The sequence below is a fragment of the Nocardiopsis nanhaiensis genome, assembly GCF_054778635.1.
Map to the genome: position 1 here is coordinate 121,071 of NZ_BAAGZJ010000003.1, position 17,481 is coordinate 138,551.

Here is a 17,481-nt window from a genome sequence, read left to right on the forward strand (position 1 = left end):
CAAAGCCGCTGGCCACGGGGGTGCGCCCCTACTCCGGCCTACTCCGGCACGGTGATCCGGATCTTCGACTGGCCGTGGGGGCGCTTCTCCCAGTCGTCCATGAAGCGCGCACTCAGGCCGTACTCCTCCGCGAGGGCGATGAGGGTATCGGTGCGGTAGTAGAAGTCCTCCCGCAGCACGTGGTGCTCATTGCCCTCGGTACGGTCGAACGTGAAGTCGAAGAAGCCGCCCGGAGCGAGCACCCGGCCCACGTTGGCGAAGCACTCCTCGATCACTTCCAGGGGGGAGTGCGAGAAGACGCTGTGCGCGTGCACGACGTCGAACCTTCCCTCGGGCAGGAAGTCGAACGTGAGGTCCTGGGTGATGGTCAGGTGCGGGAGCTTCTCCTGGAGTCCGCGCTCTGCGAGGACCTTCTTGCCCGCGACCAGGATGTCCGGGGAGATGTCGATCCCGTAGTAGTTGCCCTCGTGCAGGTAGTCGATGAAGCGCCAACCGGCCCTCAGGTTGCCGCAGCCGATGTCGAGCATCCGGTGCTCCGGCTTGAGCCCGTGCTCGGTGAGGTAGTCGAACTGCATCTGCCCGAGGGCGAGCCACCGCTTCTCGTTCCGGCTGCCGACCGCCTGTTTGGGGTCGCGGGCGGCGTCGGAGGCCATCACCGCGCGGTAGTAGGAGACGTGGTCGCGGTGGGTGAACCGCAGCAGCAGATCGCGCCCTGAACGCAGCAGATACGGCCCGATGCGGCTGGGGTGCCGCAGCGCGTACCGGATCCGATGTCCCAGAGAGGATCGGTCCGTGTTGAGAGATTCCATGGTCTGCTTCGGCATCGGTCGCCCGTGTTCCCTATGTGTCAGTGGAGAGGCGGTGGCATCCCACCACGGGTGGTCTCTTTCGCCAAGGGGACCATACACCGTGGCGGGGGCCGCATCCGGCCACCCATGCCGCCCCTCGGCCCCAGGGTCTCACGCTCCGTCGCGCCCTCGTCAGAGGTTCGCGGGAACTGTCGTCGCGCGAACAACGGAAAGTACCGTGCCCGCGTGCCCATGGCCCCCGCTGTGCCCGCCCAGAGGCAGGCGGTGCCGGAGAACGAGCCAAGGTATGGCGCCACGCGCCCGAGGCACATCATGCCTGCTTTGAGTGAAATCGCCGTAAACATGCGCCAAGAGTTCACTTCTCAGCTGAGTTGTCCCGCTTGGGGTGTTTCGCTGTGTCCAAGAGCAAAACCGCGGAGATGGGGGCACGATGGCAGAGGAGAGCGCGCAGCTGCGCCACGCCAGACCACGCGGGCCACGCAGCAACTGGGTCCCTCTGGGGGTCAGCGTCGTGGTGGTCGCGGTACTCACCGGCGGGTGGGCGGCGGTGAACGCGGCGCTACCGGCCACCGAGAGCATGACCAGCGGCCACAGCATGACGCTCGGGTCCGGTGAGGGGTACGAGGCGTCAGTGACCTTCGACGAAGGCTGGGAGCTCGATAAGGGGGCCAGTTCCCAGGGCCAGCGGTACCTCTTCACCAAGGGGCCGGTGAACCTCCACCTGGCCGTGGTGCACCCGCCCCAGCGGGCCACTGCCACCGACCTGTGGGACGGGATGCGCGACACCGTCCGGGTCGACGACACCGGGGCCAGACTGAACGACCCCGAGCCGATCACCTCCGACCGGGGCGCGGAAGGACTCACCGGCGACCTGCACATCCACCGGCACACCGGCACCGCGACGATCTTTCCCGCACCGAGCGGGGACTTCGCGGTGGAGGCACAAGCCGTCGGCGCCGACGCCAGCCCGGCCGAGCTGGCCGACGCGGAGAACCTGGTCGAGTCGATCACGTTCGACCGGGCGCGGGGAGGCAACACATGAGCCACGCACGACCCGAACCACACATTCCATCAACCGCGAGCGGCCGGGTTCCCACACCGCGCGACTCCGGCCAGGGCCACGAGGGCACCGAGCGCCTCCACGGCCCGGAGGAGGAGGCGCCACCAGGTGCGCGGCACCTGCCGAGCCTGGCCGCCATGCTGCTCTTCGGCCTGTTGTGCCTGGGCGGGTTCGGCTTCACCATGATGAACTTCGCCGGGGCGATGCTGGTCTTCCCCGTCGAGGCGGTGGTGGCGGCGCTCCTGCTCACGCTGCTGGGCGTGCTCGGGTTCTGGGTACTGCGCCGGATCCGCCCGGTGCGCCCACCGAGCCTCACGTTCTCCTTCCTTGCCCTGCTCTGGGGCATGACCGGGGCCGTGGGCCTGGCCCTCTTCGCCAACAGCAACCTGCTGTCGGCGTGGTCCAGGGCGGGCGGCTTGGAGTTCGGCACCACTTGGGGCGCGGCTCTGACCGCCCCCGTCAACGAGGAACTGCTCAAGGTGCTGGGGGTCGTCCTGATCGCGGTCATCGCTCCGCGGGTGGTACGCGGACCCGTCGACGGTTTCGTGATCGGTTCGCTGGTGGGCCTGGGGTTCCAGCTCGTGGAGAACTTCACCTACGCGCTCAACGCGATCTCGATGGGCGGCGGCACTGGGGGGATGGCCTCGGTCTTGGAGACCCTCTTCGTCCGGGTCGGCCTCACCGGGCTGGGCTCGCACTGGGCGATGTCGGCCTTGGCCGGTACCGCGATCGGTCTGCTGGCCGCCGCGGCCTGGCGACCGGGCGGGCGACGGGCGGCCGGAGCCGCGCTACTGCTGCTGTTGGCGATGGGCCTGCACTGGCTCTTCGACGCACCGATCGCCGACCACCTCGTCGGCATGGCGGCCAAGACACTGCTGGTGTTCCTCGCCGCGGTCACCGTCTACTTCGCGGTGCGGCACACCTACCGGCGCCGGGTCCGGCAGGACCTGGCCGCGCAGGGTGAGGACCTGGGTATCCGGCGCTCGTCCGCGATGGCCCTGGCCAACCGGCACGGACGCCGCAGGGAACTCGGACACGTGGCCCACCCGGAGCGGCCCGCCGTCCGCGCCCGGCAGGAGCAGATGGTGGCGCTGGCCGAGGACCGGGCGGCCGAGTACCAACCCTGATGCGAGGAGCCCGGCGCACGGCGCTGCGGCTCCGCGGAATCACGGAGGGGCACAGAGACACGGAGCCCTCGGAGCGCGAGCCCCGAGGGCTCCGGCACGTCCGTCCACGGGAGCGCTAGGCCGCGGAGCGGGTTGCGCGGTTTCCCTCCTGTGGACGGAAGCGCCCTCGTAGCCTGGACTCCGCACTCCCCCAGGGAAGGACAGCACGATGCCCGTGCACGGCGCCCCGGACCCGCACGAGGTCCAGGTCCCGTTCGGAACCCGCCTCAAGATGAACCGCACCAGGCGCGGCATGACGCGCGAGGTTCTGGGCGGCCTTGTGGGCCGTTCGGCCTCGTGGGTCAAGGCCGTGGAGACCGGCCGACTCGGCACACCCAAACTCCCGATCCTGCTCCGGCTGGTCGAAGCACTGCGCATCCGCGACCTCGCCGACCTCACCGGTGAGCAGTCGGTGCCCGTGGAACTGTTCAGCGGACCGGGACACGCCCTCCTGCCACGGGTGCGCGAGGCGGTGAACGCCCTGCCGGTCGACGACGACCGGCCCGCCCCTCCCCCGGCGCACCTGCGTGCCCGGCTGGCCCGTGCCTGGAGCGCCCGGCACTCCGCGCCCAACCACCGGGAGGTGGTGGGCCGGCTGCTCCCCGGGCTGTTCCAGGACGCGCAGGGTGCGGTTCGCCAGGCCCAGAGCGCGGCCGCGCGGGCGGAGGCGCAGTCGGTGCTGTCGGAGGTGTGTTCGCTGGCGCAGTTCTTCATCGCCTACCAACCCGCGCAGAGCCTGCTGTGGCGGGTGGCCGAACGCGGCATGGTCGCCGCACAGGAGGCCGGAGATCCGCACGCCCTGGGTGTGGCCTCCTGGCTCCTGGCTCAGGCGCACCGGGACGCGGACGATTGGGAGGCCGCCGACGCGGTCACCGAAGACGCCAGCCGCCACCTCGTCCGGCACCTGCCGGACGGGCACCGCCGCGTGCTGGCGGTCTGGGGCGCGCTGCGGTTCGAGGCGGGCTACACGGCGGCGCGGCGCGGGGAGGCGGGTTCGGCGTGGCGGCACTGGGACACCGCACGCCGAGCGGCCAAGCGGCTACCGGCTGCGTACTACCATCCGATGACCTCGTTCTCCCGGCCGGTCATGGGGGCGCACGCGGTGACCGTGGCCGTGGAGCTGCGCAACGGCGGCGAAGGGATAAGGCAGGCCGAAAGGGCACCGGCCGAGGCGATCCCGTCCCGGCCGCGCAGGGCGCGGCACCGGATCGAACAGGCACGCGCCTGCTACTTGGCGGGCCGCCCGGAAGAGGCGTTGCTCGTGCTGGAAGAAGCGCACGAAGCCGCCCCGGAGACGGTTCGGTACAACGGTTTCGCCCGCCGGATGGTGATGGAGGAGCTGGAGTCACGCGAGTCGCGGCGCCGGCGCCACGCGAGTGAACTGGCCGCGCAGATCGGACTGCTGTCCTGACCGGAACACCGGGACCGGTTACATTCTGTACCCCTTGAACGCGACGCCTCACTTAGCGTGATCCAATGTCAGAGCCCCGGGCTGTTCAAGGGGGTGTGCCCGGGATCCGTTCAACCGTCCGGGGGGCGCCGTGGGCGACGCCGCCACCATCGAGGCCGAGGACCGGTCGGCCCTGGAGTCTTGGGCGCGGGCCAGGCACGTGCCCGTCGTCCAGGTGGCCGAGAACTGGTGGTCCATCACGTACCAGGCCGAGGCGGACCTGCCCGACGGCAGCCGGGTCCGGTGCCGCTTCCGGTACGTGATACCGCGCGAGGCCGCTCAGCGCAGGTGGAAGCGCACATACGTGGTCGGCCTCGTGCACACCGACGGCCGTGCCAGGTGCCACCACGTGCGCCAGGTGATCCCGGTCGGTGACACCGAAGACGAGGCCAGCCACCGGGCCGAACTCATCGCCTCCGCCCTGGTCGCCACCGAGCGCAAGGCGGACTGTGGCGCGAGCGTCACCAACTTGGAGGCATACGTTGTGGAACGGGCCACCCTGTGGAAACCGCGCGTGGCCAGGTATTGAGCTGCTCGGCGCCGAGACTTCGGGCGGGACTCACATCTCGAAGACCAGGCAGGTGGACGACGCGGTGGCGACCACCTTGCCCGAGGCGTCGCGGATCTCCCCTTCGGCGAAGGCCACGCGGCGGCCGGGCTTGGTCACCCAGCCCTTGGCGACCAGGGGCGTACCGGCGAACACCGGCCGCAGGTAGTTGACCTTGATCTCCACCGACGTATAGCCCACGCCCGCCGGGAGGGTGGTCTGCACGGCGCAGCCCACCGCGGAGTCGAGCAGGGTGCACATCAGGCCGCCGTGTACGGCGCCCATCGGATTGCAGGCGGACTCGTCCGGCGTGCCCTCGAAACGCGTCCGGCCCTCGCTCACCTCGGTGAGCGTGAAGTCCATGAGGGAGGCGATGGGTGCCCCGGGAATCTCCCCGCGCAGGAGGGCCTCCATGTGCTCGAGCCCAGTGAGGCCTTCACGTCCGTCCACCGTGAGCTTGGGGTCGTGCCAGGTGATCGTCTTGCTGCGCGGTTCGCCCCACGACTCCGATACGGCGGTGTTCTGGTTCTCCATACCGGGCACACTACCGGGTAAGTTTGATTTCCAAACTCTTGCCCCCGTGCCATCCTGGGGGCATGCAGCATCCCGAGGGCACGCAGCAGCCACCACCGGCCGTCACCGTCCCCGGTCGGCCCTGCTCCGCGGCGGCCGCCCTGCAGCTCGTCGGTGAGAAGTGGTCCCTGCTCGTCGTCCGCGAACTCCTCTTCGGCGTTCGCCGGTTCGACGCGATCGCCCGCAACACCGGAGCGCCCCGAGACCGCCTCACCGCCCGCCTGCGCGCCCTTCGGGAGGCCAACATCGTCTGGCGCGAGGCCTACCAGGAGCGCCCGGCGCGGTACGAGTACCACCTGACCAAGGCCGGGCTGGAGCTGGCCCCGGTCCTGTTCGCCCTGTTCTCCTGGGGCGACAAGTGGCTGTTCGACGAGCCGCCCGCCGTTCTGCACCACCGCGGACCCGACGGCCGCGAACACCCCATGGCACAGGGCTCCCCACCCGTCTGCCCCACCTGCCGGGAACACGTCCGCTTCCAGGACGTCGTCCCCCGGCGCACGGACCGCTGACGCGCGGCTGCCGAGAAGGCCCAGCGGCCGCAGGGCTTCCGCCTCCCCGGTCCGCCCTCAGGGCTCCGGGACGCCCTCGGGGGGCTGGACCACGCAGAACTCGTTGCCCTCCGGGTCGGCGAGCACCGACAGCACATGGCCGTCCTCCTCGAAGGCCGTGGTCAGGATCCGGGCGCCCAGACCGACCAGCCGCTCGGCCTCCGCCGCCTGGTCGGAGACGAGCAGGTCCAAGTGCATCCGGTTCTTCCCGGGCCGCGGTTCGGGCACCCACTGAAGGATGAGGTCGGGGCGCTGCCCCTCCGGGTCCCGGAGCGCCCGGTACGTGGGGTGCTCCCCCGCCTCGCGCTCGAACGACAGTGCCGCCGACCAGAACGTCGCCAGCGTGTCGAGGTCGTTGGTGTCGAGTACACAGACCACCCGCACGTGAGCCCCCTTCGCCCGTGTTCCAAAACCTTGCGATGGGGCCCTTCCCCCGTATCGCCGACTGATTCTCCACGGAGTGTCCCGAATCCGACAGGTCCGCCGGGAAATCCGGGCAGATCCGCGATCGGATATCCCCAAACCTGTTGCGTGACAGGCACTCACTACTACGTTGGGAACATGCCCACGCTACGGCGACGCCTGCTCCAGGTACTCACAAAGTTCAATGTCAACGTGCACGACCTCGGCCCCGGCGCGGTCGTCCTCGAACGCCGCGGCGACTACCGGGTGACAGCGGCCGGCAACCGGTCCTGGAAGGTCGCCAGAGGCGATACCCCCCGCCGCCCGCGCAAGGCGCCCGGCGACCGAGAACGCGTGCCCTTCGGCCCCGGGGCGACGCTCTCCGTGGACACCGACCTGTCGGTGGAGGACGAGCTGGCGATGCACAAGCGGGCGCAGAACTACCTGGGCGCCCGGCACATCGCCTCGCTGATCCACCACGCCGGAGTGAACTGCGTCTTCGACGTCGGCGCCAACGTCGGCCAGTACGGCAAGCAGCTGCGCGCGCACGGCTACGAGGGCCGCATCGTCTCCTTCGAACCGGTCGAGGCCATGGCCGACAAGCTGCGCCAGGTCGCCGAGAACGACCCCGACTGGCACGTCCACCCGATCGCCCTGGGGCGGGAGGACTGCACAGACACCATCAACGTCGTTCAGGGGTCCATGAGTTCGCTGCTGGACCCCACCGATTTCGGCAACACCCGCTATAAGCGCTTCAAGAAGACCGAGAGCCAGAAGATCACCCTCCGCCGCCTCGACGGTCTCCTGGACGAGGCCCTCGCCGGGATCGAGAACCCCCGCCCCTACCTGAAGCTCGACACCCAGGGCTTCGACCTCGAGGCCTACTCGGGCGCGGGCGAGCGGATCAGGGAGTTCGTGGGGATGCAGTCCGAGGTGGCCCTCATGCAGATCTACGAGGGCATGCCCCGCATGGACGAGTCGATCCGCACCTACGAGGCGGACGGGTTCGAGGTCACCGGCATGTACCCGGTGACCCGTGAGGACGCCACCGGCCGGGTGCTGGAGTTCGACTGCGTGATGGTGCGCGCCGACGCCCTGCCCGCCCCGGAGTGAAACGCCACCGCCCCGCGGGTCGGTGGTGCGTCAGCACTTGAGCTCCCGGAAGTGCGGGGTCGCGGTCATGGCGAGGGTGCCCTCCCACAGCCGGATCGCGTCCTCGTGCGCGGGCACCGCGGTGAGGACCGGTCCGAAGCAGGGTCGCTGGTCGCCCTGCGGCGTGGTGATCGCCAGTACCGGGGTGCCGACCTCGGCGTCGATGCGGTCCACACCGTCGTGGTGGGAGGCGCGTAGCGCCTCGTCGTAGTCGCTGGTCCCGGCGGCAGCGGCGAGGCCGGGTGACAGCCCGCAACGCCGGAGGGCCTCGGCGAAGTCACCGATCCACTCCCGTTCTCCCCCGTCGGGGTCGGTCCAGAGCGCGTCGTGGAACGAGCCGAGCTCGGCGTGGCCGTACTCGGTCTGGACCGCGGCCGCCACGCGCGCGGGCATCCACAGGTAGCCCTCCGGGTCGCCTTCCGGGTCGTCATCATGGTTTTCGTTGAGTACCGACAGGCTCATGACGCGCCAGCAGACGTCGATGGCGGCCTCGTCGGCGATCGAGGTGATCCAGCGGGCGGTGTGCCGGGTCAGCGGGCAGGCGGGGTCGAGCCAGAAGTCGACGGCAGAGGAGTGGTGGGTCATGTTCCCTCCGTGGCAGTAGACCGCTCATCCGACCTAGCGGTGATGCCGGATTCCAGGGTGCGGTTCACGGTGGTGATGACGTCGAACTTTGCGAGGTTGTCGGGTTCGACCTGTTCGAACGCGGTGTAGGCCACCCTAGAAGGTCGGCGTACGGACCGCCGACGCGGCCCGGCGCCCCTGCGGTCAGGACGAATCCGCCCCTGAGGCGCCGGGAAGGGGATGCTCAAGCGGGCAGTTCACCGCCGGGTAGGTCGAGGCGGCCGATCGAGAGCACGTACGGCTCGGGGTCGGGCTTGCGGGCGGCGGTAAAGAACACGTGGAGCATACCGTCGTCGCCCTCGACCGCTGCTGGCGCATAGATGGCTCCCGCGTACCACTCCGGAGCGCTGTCGCCGGAGAGGATCTGCTTCGGCTCAGCACTCCAGTCGCCGCGCCGCCCGGAAGGACGACCCGCGGTCAGTGCCCACAGCCCCTGCGGCGGATAACCGTGGTCGTCGTACATGTTCGGAGCGCTGGCGACCACCATGGCGTACCGGTCCCCGGTGCGTGTGACGACGGCGTCGTGGTGGTGCAGGTCGTCGTCGAGGACCACCGTCGGCGTGCTCCAATCCGTGAGACCGTCGTCGCTGTCGACGTATTCGATGCGACTGTCCGGTTGGACGCCCTTGTCGATCTCATTGGGCGTGGTCACGTACCAGATGCGCCACCGGCCCTCCCAGAAACCGGCCTTAGGCTCGAGGACGTCGGGCCGAGCGGGTGTGCCGGTGATGAGCGGCTCGTCCTGAGCGATCCAGCCGGTGGCCGTTCGTTCCAGTACACCGATGGCGAGATCGCGGTCCATACCCCCGTCGTAGGGCGTGCGGGCGCGGCTGGCCGTATAGTAGACGCGTTCCACGGTGGCGCCCGTGTGGGGATCGGTGCCGCGCACGTAGCTGGGTGTGTGCATCCATTCGTTCCAGCGCCCGGATTCGGTGTGCTCAATCAGCGGGAGCGCGCGGGCAGGGTCGGCCGAGTCGGTAGTGATCGTCCAGTCTGTACTGGTCACAGGGGCGCCCGGCGGGAGGGTCGCGCTGAACAGGTTGACTTTCTCGTCGGTGTGCGCGGCACCGAAGAACATCCACCAGCGGTTGTCGATCCAGTGGATATCGGGGTCGCCTGCGGCGAGGAGGTTGGTGACTGCGCTGTAGCCCGTGGCCGCGTCGAAGATCCGCACCGGCTCACTCTCGGGTTTCGGATTTCCTGTGATGTCCATGAGTAGAAGCTAAAACCTGAACTTTAATTGAGGTCAATGCCTCCGCCAGAGGGCGACCGCCCGCAGAAGTTGGCTTGGAAGTCCTCCACGGTCGGCTCGTGCGGCCGGCAGGGGCCACCGTTGCCTCAACCTCGACCTCAAGCGATGGACTGCTCCAGGAAGCCCGCGCCATGGCGGAACCCGGCCCACTAGCGGCAGGCAATCGTATCCGCGCTCCGGAGTCAGTTCCTGTGGTAAAGAGCGCGCACCAGCAACACGACCGAGTCCGTCTGGAGCATAAAGGCTGTTGGTTCCGCACACCCTTCGTGCCTTTGTTCTCAGCGGGGGTGTATGATCTTTATCGGACTTATTTCCGGATCTGGCAAGGTGCACGCATGGCAATTTTGAGAACCCTGGACCGGGGGCTGGAAGCCATCGACGTGATCTCACGTTCCAGCAATGGGATAACCGTTCAGGACCTTGCCAACGCTCTCGGCATCCATCGGGCAGCCGCATATCGCATTCTCGACACACTGGAAAGCCGCCAGTTCGCACAGAGGGGGACTGACGGCTGTTATCGCCTCGGCTCCGGAATCCTCTCGGTCAGCCACAGGTTCATGTCCCAGTTCCGTGTCGTGTCCCAGCCGATTATTCAGGACCTCGCAAACGAGGTGGGGATGACGGCGTTCATCGCAGTCGAGGACGCTGGACAGGCACTGGCACTGGCCGTCGCGGAGCCATCCGCGATCGAGTCCTTGGGAATCCGGTTCCAGGTTGGTTTTCGCCACCCCTTGCACAGGGGGGCGGATGGTATAGCAATCCTTGCCCAGCGGCCAGTACAGCCGGGGGAACCCCCCGCTGTCGAAACCGCCCGCAAGCGCGGTTACTCCGTGACGTCCGGTGAGAATCAGCCTGGAGCTTCGGGAATGGCGGTCGGCCTCGGGGACTTCGAAACCCTCCAGGTCGAAGCGTCCGTTGGTGTCATTCGCCTCGGAGGGCTGCAGGACCTCCGCGCCGAAGACATCCTCCCTCACCTCGACGGAGTGCGTAACACCCTGCGGAAGATGCTGACGAAGCCCTGACCGGTGCCCCGCTCCGGGAAACGCACCGGCAGAGTCCGGAGCACACCGCGGTGTCCAATAGAGCCCTCCCTCCGGAAGTCCTCCTTCCCAAGACGCCGTAGGTTGGCGGGCCGTTCGGTCCGCCTTCCACCCTGCCCTGCCCGCTGACGACGCGTTCGACGTGCCGCGCCCCTGCGCGGGCGCTCCCACCGACCGCGGTGGTCGAGCTGCCCGGCGAATCGTACGCATGGCCACACCCGAACACCCGCGCCCTCCAGGCGTCCGGCGCCGACCCCGCGCGTACAACCGCCCTACCAGGGGTGTTGCTGTGGCCAGCGGCCTCCCGAGCTCGATCCACCCCTTGTGCGCCGAATGTGATCCACGCTACCTTGTGCGATAAATGTGAAGCCATGCGCGATACGTGAAAGACAGGGTGCGGCATGAGTGGTGTCCAGCGAGAAGGTGACGCAGGGCGTACAGGTGCGCCTTCCGGCTGTCCCCTCCCGTCGGAGCGGGCTGCCGCGTTCGATCCGTTCAGTGACAGCTACCAGCAGGATCCGCCGGCTTACGTCGCCTGGTCGCGGGAGGAGGAGCCCGTCTTCTACAGTCCTCGACTGGGCTACTGGGTGGTGACGCGGTACGAGGACATCAAGGCGATCTTCCGCGACAACGAGACCTTCTCCCCGTCGGTAGCGCTGGAGAAGATCACTCCCACGTCCGACGAGGCCAACGATGTGCTGGCCTCGTACGACTACGGCATGAAGCGGACGCTGGTCAACGAGGACGAACCGGACCACATGGCTCGCCGGCGGGCGCTGATGGGCCCCTTCGACTCCGAGCACCTCGCCCAGCGCGAGTCGATGGTTCGCCGCCTGACCCGCGAGTACGTCGACGCCTTCATCGACGAGGGAAAGGCGGACCTGGTCGACCAGATGTTCTGGGAGATCCCGCTCACGGTCGCTTTGGACTTTCTCGGAGTGCCTGACAAGGACAGGCCGACGCTCCGCCGCTACTCGATCGCCCACACGGTCAACACCTGGGGGCGGCCGGAGCCGGAGGAGCAGGTCGCTGTCGCCCACGCCGTCGGAAACTTCTGGCAGTACTCCGGCCGGGTCCTGGAGCACATGCGCCGTCATCCCGATGAGGACGGCTGGATGCAGTACGGCGTCCGCATGCAGAAGGAGATGCCGGGGGTCGTCACCGACTCCTACCTGCATTCGATGATGATGGCGGGGATCGTCGCGGCGCACGAAACCACCGCCAACGCGACCGCGAACGCGGTGAAGCTCCTGTTGGAGAATCGGCACACCTGGGGCGAGATCTGCCAGGACCCGTCGCTGATACCGAACGCTGTGGAGGAGTGCCTGCGCCACAACGGCTCGCAGGCGGCCTGGCGTCGCATCACAACCCGCGACACGACCGTGGGAGGCGTCGAGATCCCCGAAGGATCGCGGATCCTGATGGTTTCCTCTTCGGGAAACCACGATCCGCGGCGGTTCGAGGATCCTGCGCTGGTCGACATCTACCGGGACGAGTCGAACGAGCACCTGACCTTCGGATACGGGGCGCACCAGTGCCTGGGGAAGAACCTGGCCCGGATGGAGATGCAGGTCTTCCTCGAGGAACTCACCAGCAGGATCCCGCATATGCGGCTGGCCGACCAAGAGTTCACGTATGTGCCGAACACGTCGTTTCGCGGGCCGGAGCACCTGTGGGTGGAGTGGAACCCCGGGGAGAACCCCGAGCGGCGGGACCCCGGCGTACTCGAACCGAAGCTCAGGCTCAATATCGGAGAGCCCACCGAGGAGCACCAGAGCCGACCAATGTGCGTCGACCGCATCACTGACGTGGCGGACGGAGTGCGGCACATTCGGCTGTCGAGTGCTGACGGGTCCCCGTTGCCGCGATTCACACCGGGTGCCCACGTGAGCATCGTCTGCGGGGATACCGGGCTGGTCCGCCAGTACTCGCTGTGCGGCCCGCGCGATGGCGGGCCCTCCGAAGGCGGGTGCCCCGTACGCACCGGCCGCCCGCAGTGGTACGAGATCGCGGTCCGGCTTGAAGAGGAGTCCCGGGGCGGCTCCCGCTGGGTACACGAGACCCTCTCCGAGGGCGATGTCGTCGCTGTCCGCGGCCCCCGGAACCACTTCCGTCTCCCCGATGCCCCTGCACGGCTCCTCCTCATCGCCGGAGGCATCGGCATTACCCCCGTTCGGTCGATGGCCGACTGGGCCTGTGAGCAGGGTGTCCCCTACGAACTCCACTACCTGGGCCGGCGGCGGGAGAGCATGGCCTTCCTGCAGGAACTGCAGGCCGAGCACGGGGACCGGGTTCATGTCCACTGCGCGGACGAGGGCGGCCGCGCCGACCTGGCGGGACTGCTGGGCTCGGTCGACGCGCAAGCGCGGTCCGGAGCCCTGCACGTCTATGCCTGCGGACCACAGCGGATGATCGACGCGCTGGAGGCGGCCAGCGCGGACTGGCCGGAGGGGGCCTTCGCCGTCGAGCACTTCGCCTCGCCGGTCGGTCGCCTGGATCCGGAGAAGGAGCACGGGTTCGACCTCGTGCTCGAGGATTCCGCCCGCGAGGTGAGGGTTCCTCGGGACAAGACAGTCCTTCAGGCGTTGCGTGAGACCGGATACCGGATTCCTTCCAATTGCGAGGAAGGGCTCTGCGGGACCTGCGAAATACCTGTTCTCGACGGCAGGATCGACCATCGCGATGTCGTCCTCACTCCGGCGGAACGGCGCCGCGGGGACCGAATGATGGCGTGCTGCTCGCGATCCCACGAAAAACGTATCGTGCTCGGCATGTAGCACGCTCCCTCGATTTCCCCCCAATCAGAGGCCTGCCGTACCAGGCAGTGCAGAAATGAAGGAATTATGGCACTCGGCCTGACAGGGATTACTCTTTCACTTGTCCTCTTGATCACCCTGGCTTATCGGGGACATTCGGTGATCGCGGTCGCACCGCTGGCCGCGCTGGTGGCCATCCTCTTCGCGGGGGCGCCCGTGCTGGCGACCTATACCCAGGTCTTCATGCCGGCGATGGGCGGGTTCATCACGAACTTCTTCCCCCTGTTCCTGACCGGGGCGGTCTTCGGAAAGCTCATGTCGCTCAGCGGCTTCGCACAGCACCTCGCCGACTGGATTTCCCGGCTCCTCGGGGCGAAGCGGGCGATCCTAGTCACCGTCCTGGCTACCGCCCTTCTCACTTACGGAGGTGTGAGCGCCTGGGTCGTCGTCTTCAGTATCTTCCCGATCGCCATGGCGCTGTTCGAGAAGGCGGACATCCCGCGCCGGCTGATGCCGGCGGCCATCGCGCTCGGGATCTTCACCTTCGCCACGGCGGCACTTCCGGGTTCGCCTCAGATCCACAACACGATCCCGACCCTCTACTTCGGCACCAACACGTTCGCCGCACCGTTGCTCGGTCTGGTAGCCGCCGCCGTGGTCTTCGCCCTCGGCCTGGCGTGGCTGAACTGGCGCAAGGCCAAGCTGAGGGCGGCCGGGGAGTCATTCACCGACCTGACCGATGCCGAACGCAGGACCAGCGGCACCGGAAACGTGCCGGATGGTCCGCCGGCGCCGAGCAGCACCGGCGGAGCCACCGGTTCCGCGGGCGGGATCGCGGCACCCCGGGCAGCACTCACCGATCGAAGGGCCGAGACCGCACAACCGGTGCGCGGTGGGACCGCCCTGCAGGGATTCCTCGGACTCGTCCCGGTCCTCGTCGTGGTCCTGACCAACGCCTTGATGACCTACGCGGTCCTCCCCGCGATGGACACCGCCTACCTGGCCGAGGAAGCGTACGGCGCCACCGACGTCACCAGCGTCGCCGGCCTGTGGTCGGTGACGACCGGAATGGTCGTGGGCATCGTCTCAATCCTCGTCCTGAAGTTCGGTTCGGTCCGCGAGCTGGTCAACGGCATCTCAGAGGGCGCGAAGAACGCGGTACTCCCCGCCGCCACCACGGCGAGCGAGATCGGTTACGGCGCGGTCATCGCCTCTCTCGCGGCCTTCATGGTGATTCGGGACGGGATCTTCGCGATCAGCGAGAACGCGCTCATCACTTCCATCCTGTCGACCTCCGGAATCGCCGCCCTCACCGGGTCCGCGTCCGGGGGGTTGACGATCTCGCTGGAGACCTTCGGCGAGGAACTCACCGCGCTCGCAGCGGACCAGGGGATCAGCATGGAGGTGATGCACCGGGCGACCGCTATGGCCTCGACGGGGCTGGACTCGTTGCCGCACAACGGGGCGATCATCACTCTGCTGTTGGTCTGCGGGCTGTCCCACCGCGAGTCCTACAAGGACATCGGCGTCGTCACCGTCATCGTCCCCGTCGCCGGCGTAGCGGTGGTGGCCGCACTCGGGCTGTTCTTCGGTGCGTTCTGACGACATCGGCGACGCGCCCGGAGCACCCGGCTGGAGCGGCGCGGCAGGGGGCCAACCGCTCTCGGCGAGCCCCCTGCATGACCTGCAACGTCCCCACCGGAACGCCGATCCGTACTACTCGATAGTGACCAGCGCGCGGTAGGTGACCGCGCCGGCCAGGCCGTCGACGCAGTCCTGCTCGCTGATGGAGAGCTCGGGGCAGACCTCGTTGGCCTGGAAGTCCTCCACGGCCTCCTCGGTCACGGGGCCGTACTGTCCGTCGGGCTCGTCCTCGTCCAGGTAACCGTGGTCGATCAGCATGTACTGGACGCTCTCCACACCCTCGCCGCTGTCGCCCTGGGTGTAGAAGTCGCGGCCGTCACCTGGGCCCCAGTCGAAGGCCGCGCCCCCGAACTGGCCCTCGGAGAAGTGGCCCCACAGCTCTTCGTGGATGTGGCCGTGGTCGCCCATCCCGTTGTCTTGCTGGTACTGCTCGATCGCCTCGGACAGCTCCTCGTCGAGCTCCTCGGTCGGGTCGTGGGGCCAGTAGGGGTCACCGTTGTCGTCGAACTCGACGGTCAGGTAGTTGGAGACGACCCAGACGTTGGCGTGGGTTTCCCCGACCCCGTGCTCGGGCCAGGGGCGCTCCATAATCTCCGGGGCGTCGGCCGGATCGATCGGCCGGTCCTCGGCTGCGACCGCGTTGGCACTGAACAGGCCCGCGCCGACGAGTGCGGCGGTGGCCACGGCGACCCCGGAGACCTTGGCGGTGATGCTGAACGAACGCATGTGTACTTCCCCCATAGCGTTGTCGGTCGTTCGCTTGCACCCGGTGTGACCCGCACCTCCCACACATCGGTTCACCTGCTATTTCACCGTGACCGCATGCGGACGTGTTCGCGGTCGCACGTCAACCCGGGGGGCGTTCCGGTGTCCGCGCGGGCGGAGGAGGGGTGTGTTCGGGCCGGGTTCCGGGGCCGCTGTCGGCGGGGGTCAGACGTCGCGGGGGGCGGTCATCAGCAGCAGTCCACACCGGGTACAGCACAGGGCACGGATGAAGCGGTGTTCGCGCCCCATGCGCTGGGCGTTTCCGAACAGTCCGACGTTGATCTCGCCGGCCACCCAGCGCACCTTGCCCTGGGCGACGTCGTCGATAAAGCCTTCCTCGAAGCTGGTCGAACCACAGGTACAGGTCGGTGTCGTCATCCGACCACCGTAGTGGCGCCGATCGGTGCGTCGACGGCCGTTTCCGCCCGGACCCGGGCAACGGGCCCCGCTCAGGGGTTGCCGCTCCCGGTTCGGGCTGTGAGGCTCACGACCATGACGATGCTGATCGACGGCCACAACGACCTCCCCTGGGCGATCCGGCAGCAGTACGGCGACCTGGAACAGGTCGACCTGACCGAGGTGGTGTCGGACCTGCACACCGACCTGCCCCGCTTGGCGGCCGGCGGTGTATCCGGGCAGTTCTGGTCGGTCTACGTCTCCCCGGAGCTGTATCAGGGGCCGACGGCCGTGACCGCCACCCTGCAGCAGATCGACCTGGTGCGGCGCCTCGTCGCCCGGTATCCGGACCGGCTGGTGCTGGCGACCACCGCAGACGAGGTCGTGAACTCGCGCGGGCGGGTCGCGTCACTGCTCGGTATGGAGGGCGGGCACTGCATCGACGGCTCGCTGGCGGTGCTGCGGGCGATGCGCCTGCTGGGGGTGCGCTACCTGACCCTGACCCATAACAGGAACGTCGGCTGGGCCGACGCGGCGACCGACGAACCGGTCCTGGGCGGGCTCTCGGGGTTCGGCGAGGAGGTCGTGCACGAGATGAACCGGCTCGGCATGCTGGTCGACCTCTCCCACACCTCGCCGGACGTGATGCGCCACGCGCTGCGGATCACCGGCGCACCCGCGATCTTCAGCCATTCCTCCGCCCGTGCGCTCTGCGACCACGTGCGCAACGTGCCCGACGACGTGCTCGAGACCCTGGCGGCGGGAGGAGGGGTGTGCATGGTGACGTTCCTGCCCGCGTTCGTCTCCCCGGCAGTCGCCCGATGGCACGCCGACGCCAGGCGGGAAGCCCGGCAGCGGGGCGTCGCCAAGGGCGGGGCGGCCTACGACGCACTCATGGCGAGGCTCACCGAGCAGTCGCCCCCGCCCACCGCCACCCTGGCGCAGGTCGTCGAGCACATCGAACACGTCCGAGAGGTCGCGGGCATCGACCACGTCGGCATCGGGGGCGACTACATGGGAAACGACCCGATGCCCGAAGGGCTGGAGGACGTGGCGGGCTATCCGCGGCTCCTCGCCGCCCTGGCCGACCGCGGCTGGTCCGAATCGGATCTGGCCAAACTCGCCGGGGGCAACGTCCTCCGTGTGCTCCGGGCCGCGGAGGACATCGCCGATCCCGCGTTCGGTTAGCAGCGCAGAACCCCTGGTATCACCGCATGTCGTATGCCACCCTGGGCCTATGTGATAGACAACACACCTCCGAATGTCGACGACGGCGGCCCACTCCAGCCACTCGAAG

At 68.5% G+C, this 17,481-nt stretch carries 17 protein-coding genes; 10 read left to right on the forward strand and 7 right to left on the reverse strand.

The features are described from left to right. Positions 1-38: 38 nt before the first annotated feature. Positions 39-824 (reverse strand): class I SAM-dependent methyltransferase, encoded by a 786-nt coding sequence (locus ACYVD1_RS02395; protein ID WP_460767225.1) that lies wholly within the window; start codon positions 822-824, stop codon positions 39-41. A gap of 415 nt (positions 825-1,239) precedes the next feature. Here ACYVD1_RS02395 and ACYVD1_RS02400 point away from each other — a divergent pair, with 415 nt between their 5' ends. From ACYVD1_RS02400 to ACYVD1_RS02415, 4 genes are all read left to right on the forward strand, one after another. Further along, the gene (locus ACYVD1_RS02400) at positions 1,240-1,851 is read left to right on the forward strand and encodes a hypothetical protein (RefSeq protein WP_460767230.1); all 612 of its coding nucleotides are present in this window, start codon (positions 1,240-1,242) and stop codon (positions 1,849-1,851) included. After that, entirely contained in the window at positions 1,848-2,996 is a 1,149-nt protein-coding gene (locus tag ACYVD1_RS02405) for a PrsW family intramembrane metalloprotease (protein ID WP_460767233.1), read from the forward strand. Before ACYVD1_RS02400 ends, ACYVD1_RS02405 begins: the two co-directional genes overlap by 4 nt. 208 nt (positions 2,997-3,204) lie before the next feature. Then, entirely contained in the window at positions 3,205-4,446 is a 1,242-nt protein-coding gene (locus ACYVD1_RS02410; RefSeq protein WP_460767236.1) for a helix-turn-helix domain-containing protein, read from the forward strand. 130 nt (positions 4,447-4,576) lie between these two features. Beyond that, positions 4,577-5,014, forward strand: a complete 438-nt coding sequence (locus ACYVD1_RS02415; protein WP_460767240.1) for a hypothetical protein — start codon at positions 4,577-4,579, stop codon at positions 5,012-5,014. 30 nt (positions 5,015-5,044) lie between these two features. Here the strand turns inward: ACYVD1_RS02415 and ACYVD1_RS02420 are convergent, their stop codons facing one another. Next, on the reverse strand, positions 5,045-5,566 hold the full coding sequence (locus tag ACYVD1_RS02420) for a PaaI family thioesterase (RefSeq protein WP_460767243.1): 522 nt from the start codon (positions 5,564-5,566) through the stop codon (positions 5,045-5,047). A gap of 62 nt (positions 5,567-5,628) precedes the next feature. On the opposite strand from ACYVD1_RS02420, the gene ACYVD1_RS02425 reads away from it, so the two are divergent. After that, on the forward strand, positions 5,629-6,114 hold the full coding sequence (locus ACYVD1_RS02425; protein WP_460767247.1) for a winged helix-turn-helix transcriptional regulator: 486 nt from the start codon (positions 5,629-5,631) through the stop codon (positions 6,112-6,114). Between the two features lie 57 nt (positions 6,115-6,171). Here the strand turns inward: ACYVD1_RS02425 and ACYVD1_RS02430 are convergent, their stop codons facing one another. Next, complete coding sequence (locus ACYVD1_RS02430) at positions 6,172-6,537, reverse strand: VOC family protein (protein WP_460767252.1); 366 nt, start codon at positions 6,535-6,537, stop codon at positions 6,172-6,174. A 177-nt stretch (positions 6,538-6,714) separates the two neighbouring features. Between ACYVD1_RS02430 and ACYVD1_RS02435 the strand changes: the two genes are divergently transcribed. After that, complete coding sequence (locus ACYVD1_RS02435) at positions 6,715-7,668, forward strand: FkbM family methyltransferase (protein WP_460767259.1); 954 nt, start codon at positions 6,715-6,717, stop codon at positions 7,666-7,668. Between the two features lie 30 nt (positions 7,669-7,698). On the opposite strand, the gene ACYVD1_RS02440 is transcribed toward ACYVD1_RS02435, so the two are convergent. Then, complete coding sequence (locus tag ACYVD1_RS02440) at positions 7,699-8,292, reverse strand: mycothiol-dependent nitroreductase Rv2466c family protein (protein WP_460767265.1); 594 nt, start codon at positions 8,290-8,292, stop codon at positions 7,699-7,701. 223 nt (positions 8,293-8,515) lie between these two features. Further along, positions 8,516-9,544, reverse strand: coding sequence for a hypothetical protein (locus ACYVD1_RS02445; protein ID WP_460767270.1), 1,029 nt, complete (start codon positions 9,542-9,544; stop codon positions 8,516-8,518). A 374-nt stretch (positions 9,545-9,918) separates the two neighbouring features. Between ACYVD1_RS02445 and ACYVD1_RS02450 the strand changes: the two genes are divergently transcribed. From ACYVD1_RS02450 to ACYVD1_RS02460, 3 genes are all read left to right on the forward strand, one after another. Further along, positions 9,919-10,605: an IclR family transcriptional regulator gene (locus ACYVD1_RS02450; RefSeq protein WP_460767275.1), complete on the forward strand. Its 687-nt coding sequence runs from the start codon at positions 9,919-9,921 to the stop codon at positions 10,603-10,605. A gap of 419 nt (positions 10,606-11,024) precedes the next feature. Further along, a complete protein-coding gene (locus ACYVD1_RS02455; RefSeq protein WP_460767280.1) occupies positions 11,025-13,400 on the forward strand; it encodes a cytochrome P450 in 2,376 nt (791 codons plus the stop codon). Between the two features lie 66 nt (positions 13,401-13,466). Beyond that, positions 13,467-14,981: a GntP family permease gene (locus ACYVD1_RS02460; protein ID WP_460767283.1), complete on the forward strand. Its 1,515-nt coding sequence runs from the start codon at positions 13,467-13,469 to the stop codon at positions 14,979-14,981. A gap of 114 nt (positions 14,982-15,095) precedes the next feature. Here ACYVD1_RS02460 and ACYVD1_RS02465 read toward each other — a convergent pair whose 3' ends face one another. Next, positions 15,096-15,749 carry a peptidoglycan-binding domain-containing protein gene (locus tag ACYVD1_RS02465; RefSeq protein WP_460767288.1) on the reverse strand — a complete coding sequence of 218 codons (654 nt, stop codon included), beginning with the start codon at positions 15,747-15,749 and terminating at the stop codon, positions 15,096-15,098. A 204-nt stretch (positions 15,750-15,953) separates the two neighbouring features. Then, positions 15,954-16,166 carry a hypothetical protein gene (locus ACYVD1_RS02470; RefSeq protein WP_460759883.1) on the reverse strand — a complete coding sequence of 71 codons (213 nt, stop codon included), beginning with the start codon at positions 16,164-16,166 and terminating at the stop codon, positions 15,954-15,956. Between the two features lie 114 nt (positions 16,167-16,280). Here ACYVD1_RS02470 and ACYVD1_RS02475 point away from each other — a divergent pair, with 114 nt between their 5' ends. Beyond that, positions 16,281-17,372 carry a dipeptidase gene (locus ACYVD1_RS02475; protein ID WP_460767295.1) on the forward strand — a complete coding sequence of 364 codons (1,092 nt, stop codon included), beginning with the start codon at positions 16,281-16,283 and terminating at the stop codon, positions 17,370-17,372. Positions 17,373-17,481: the final 109 nt, after the last annotated feature.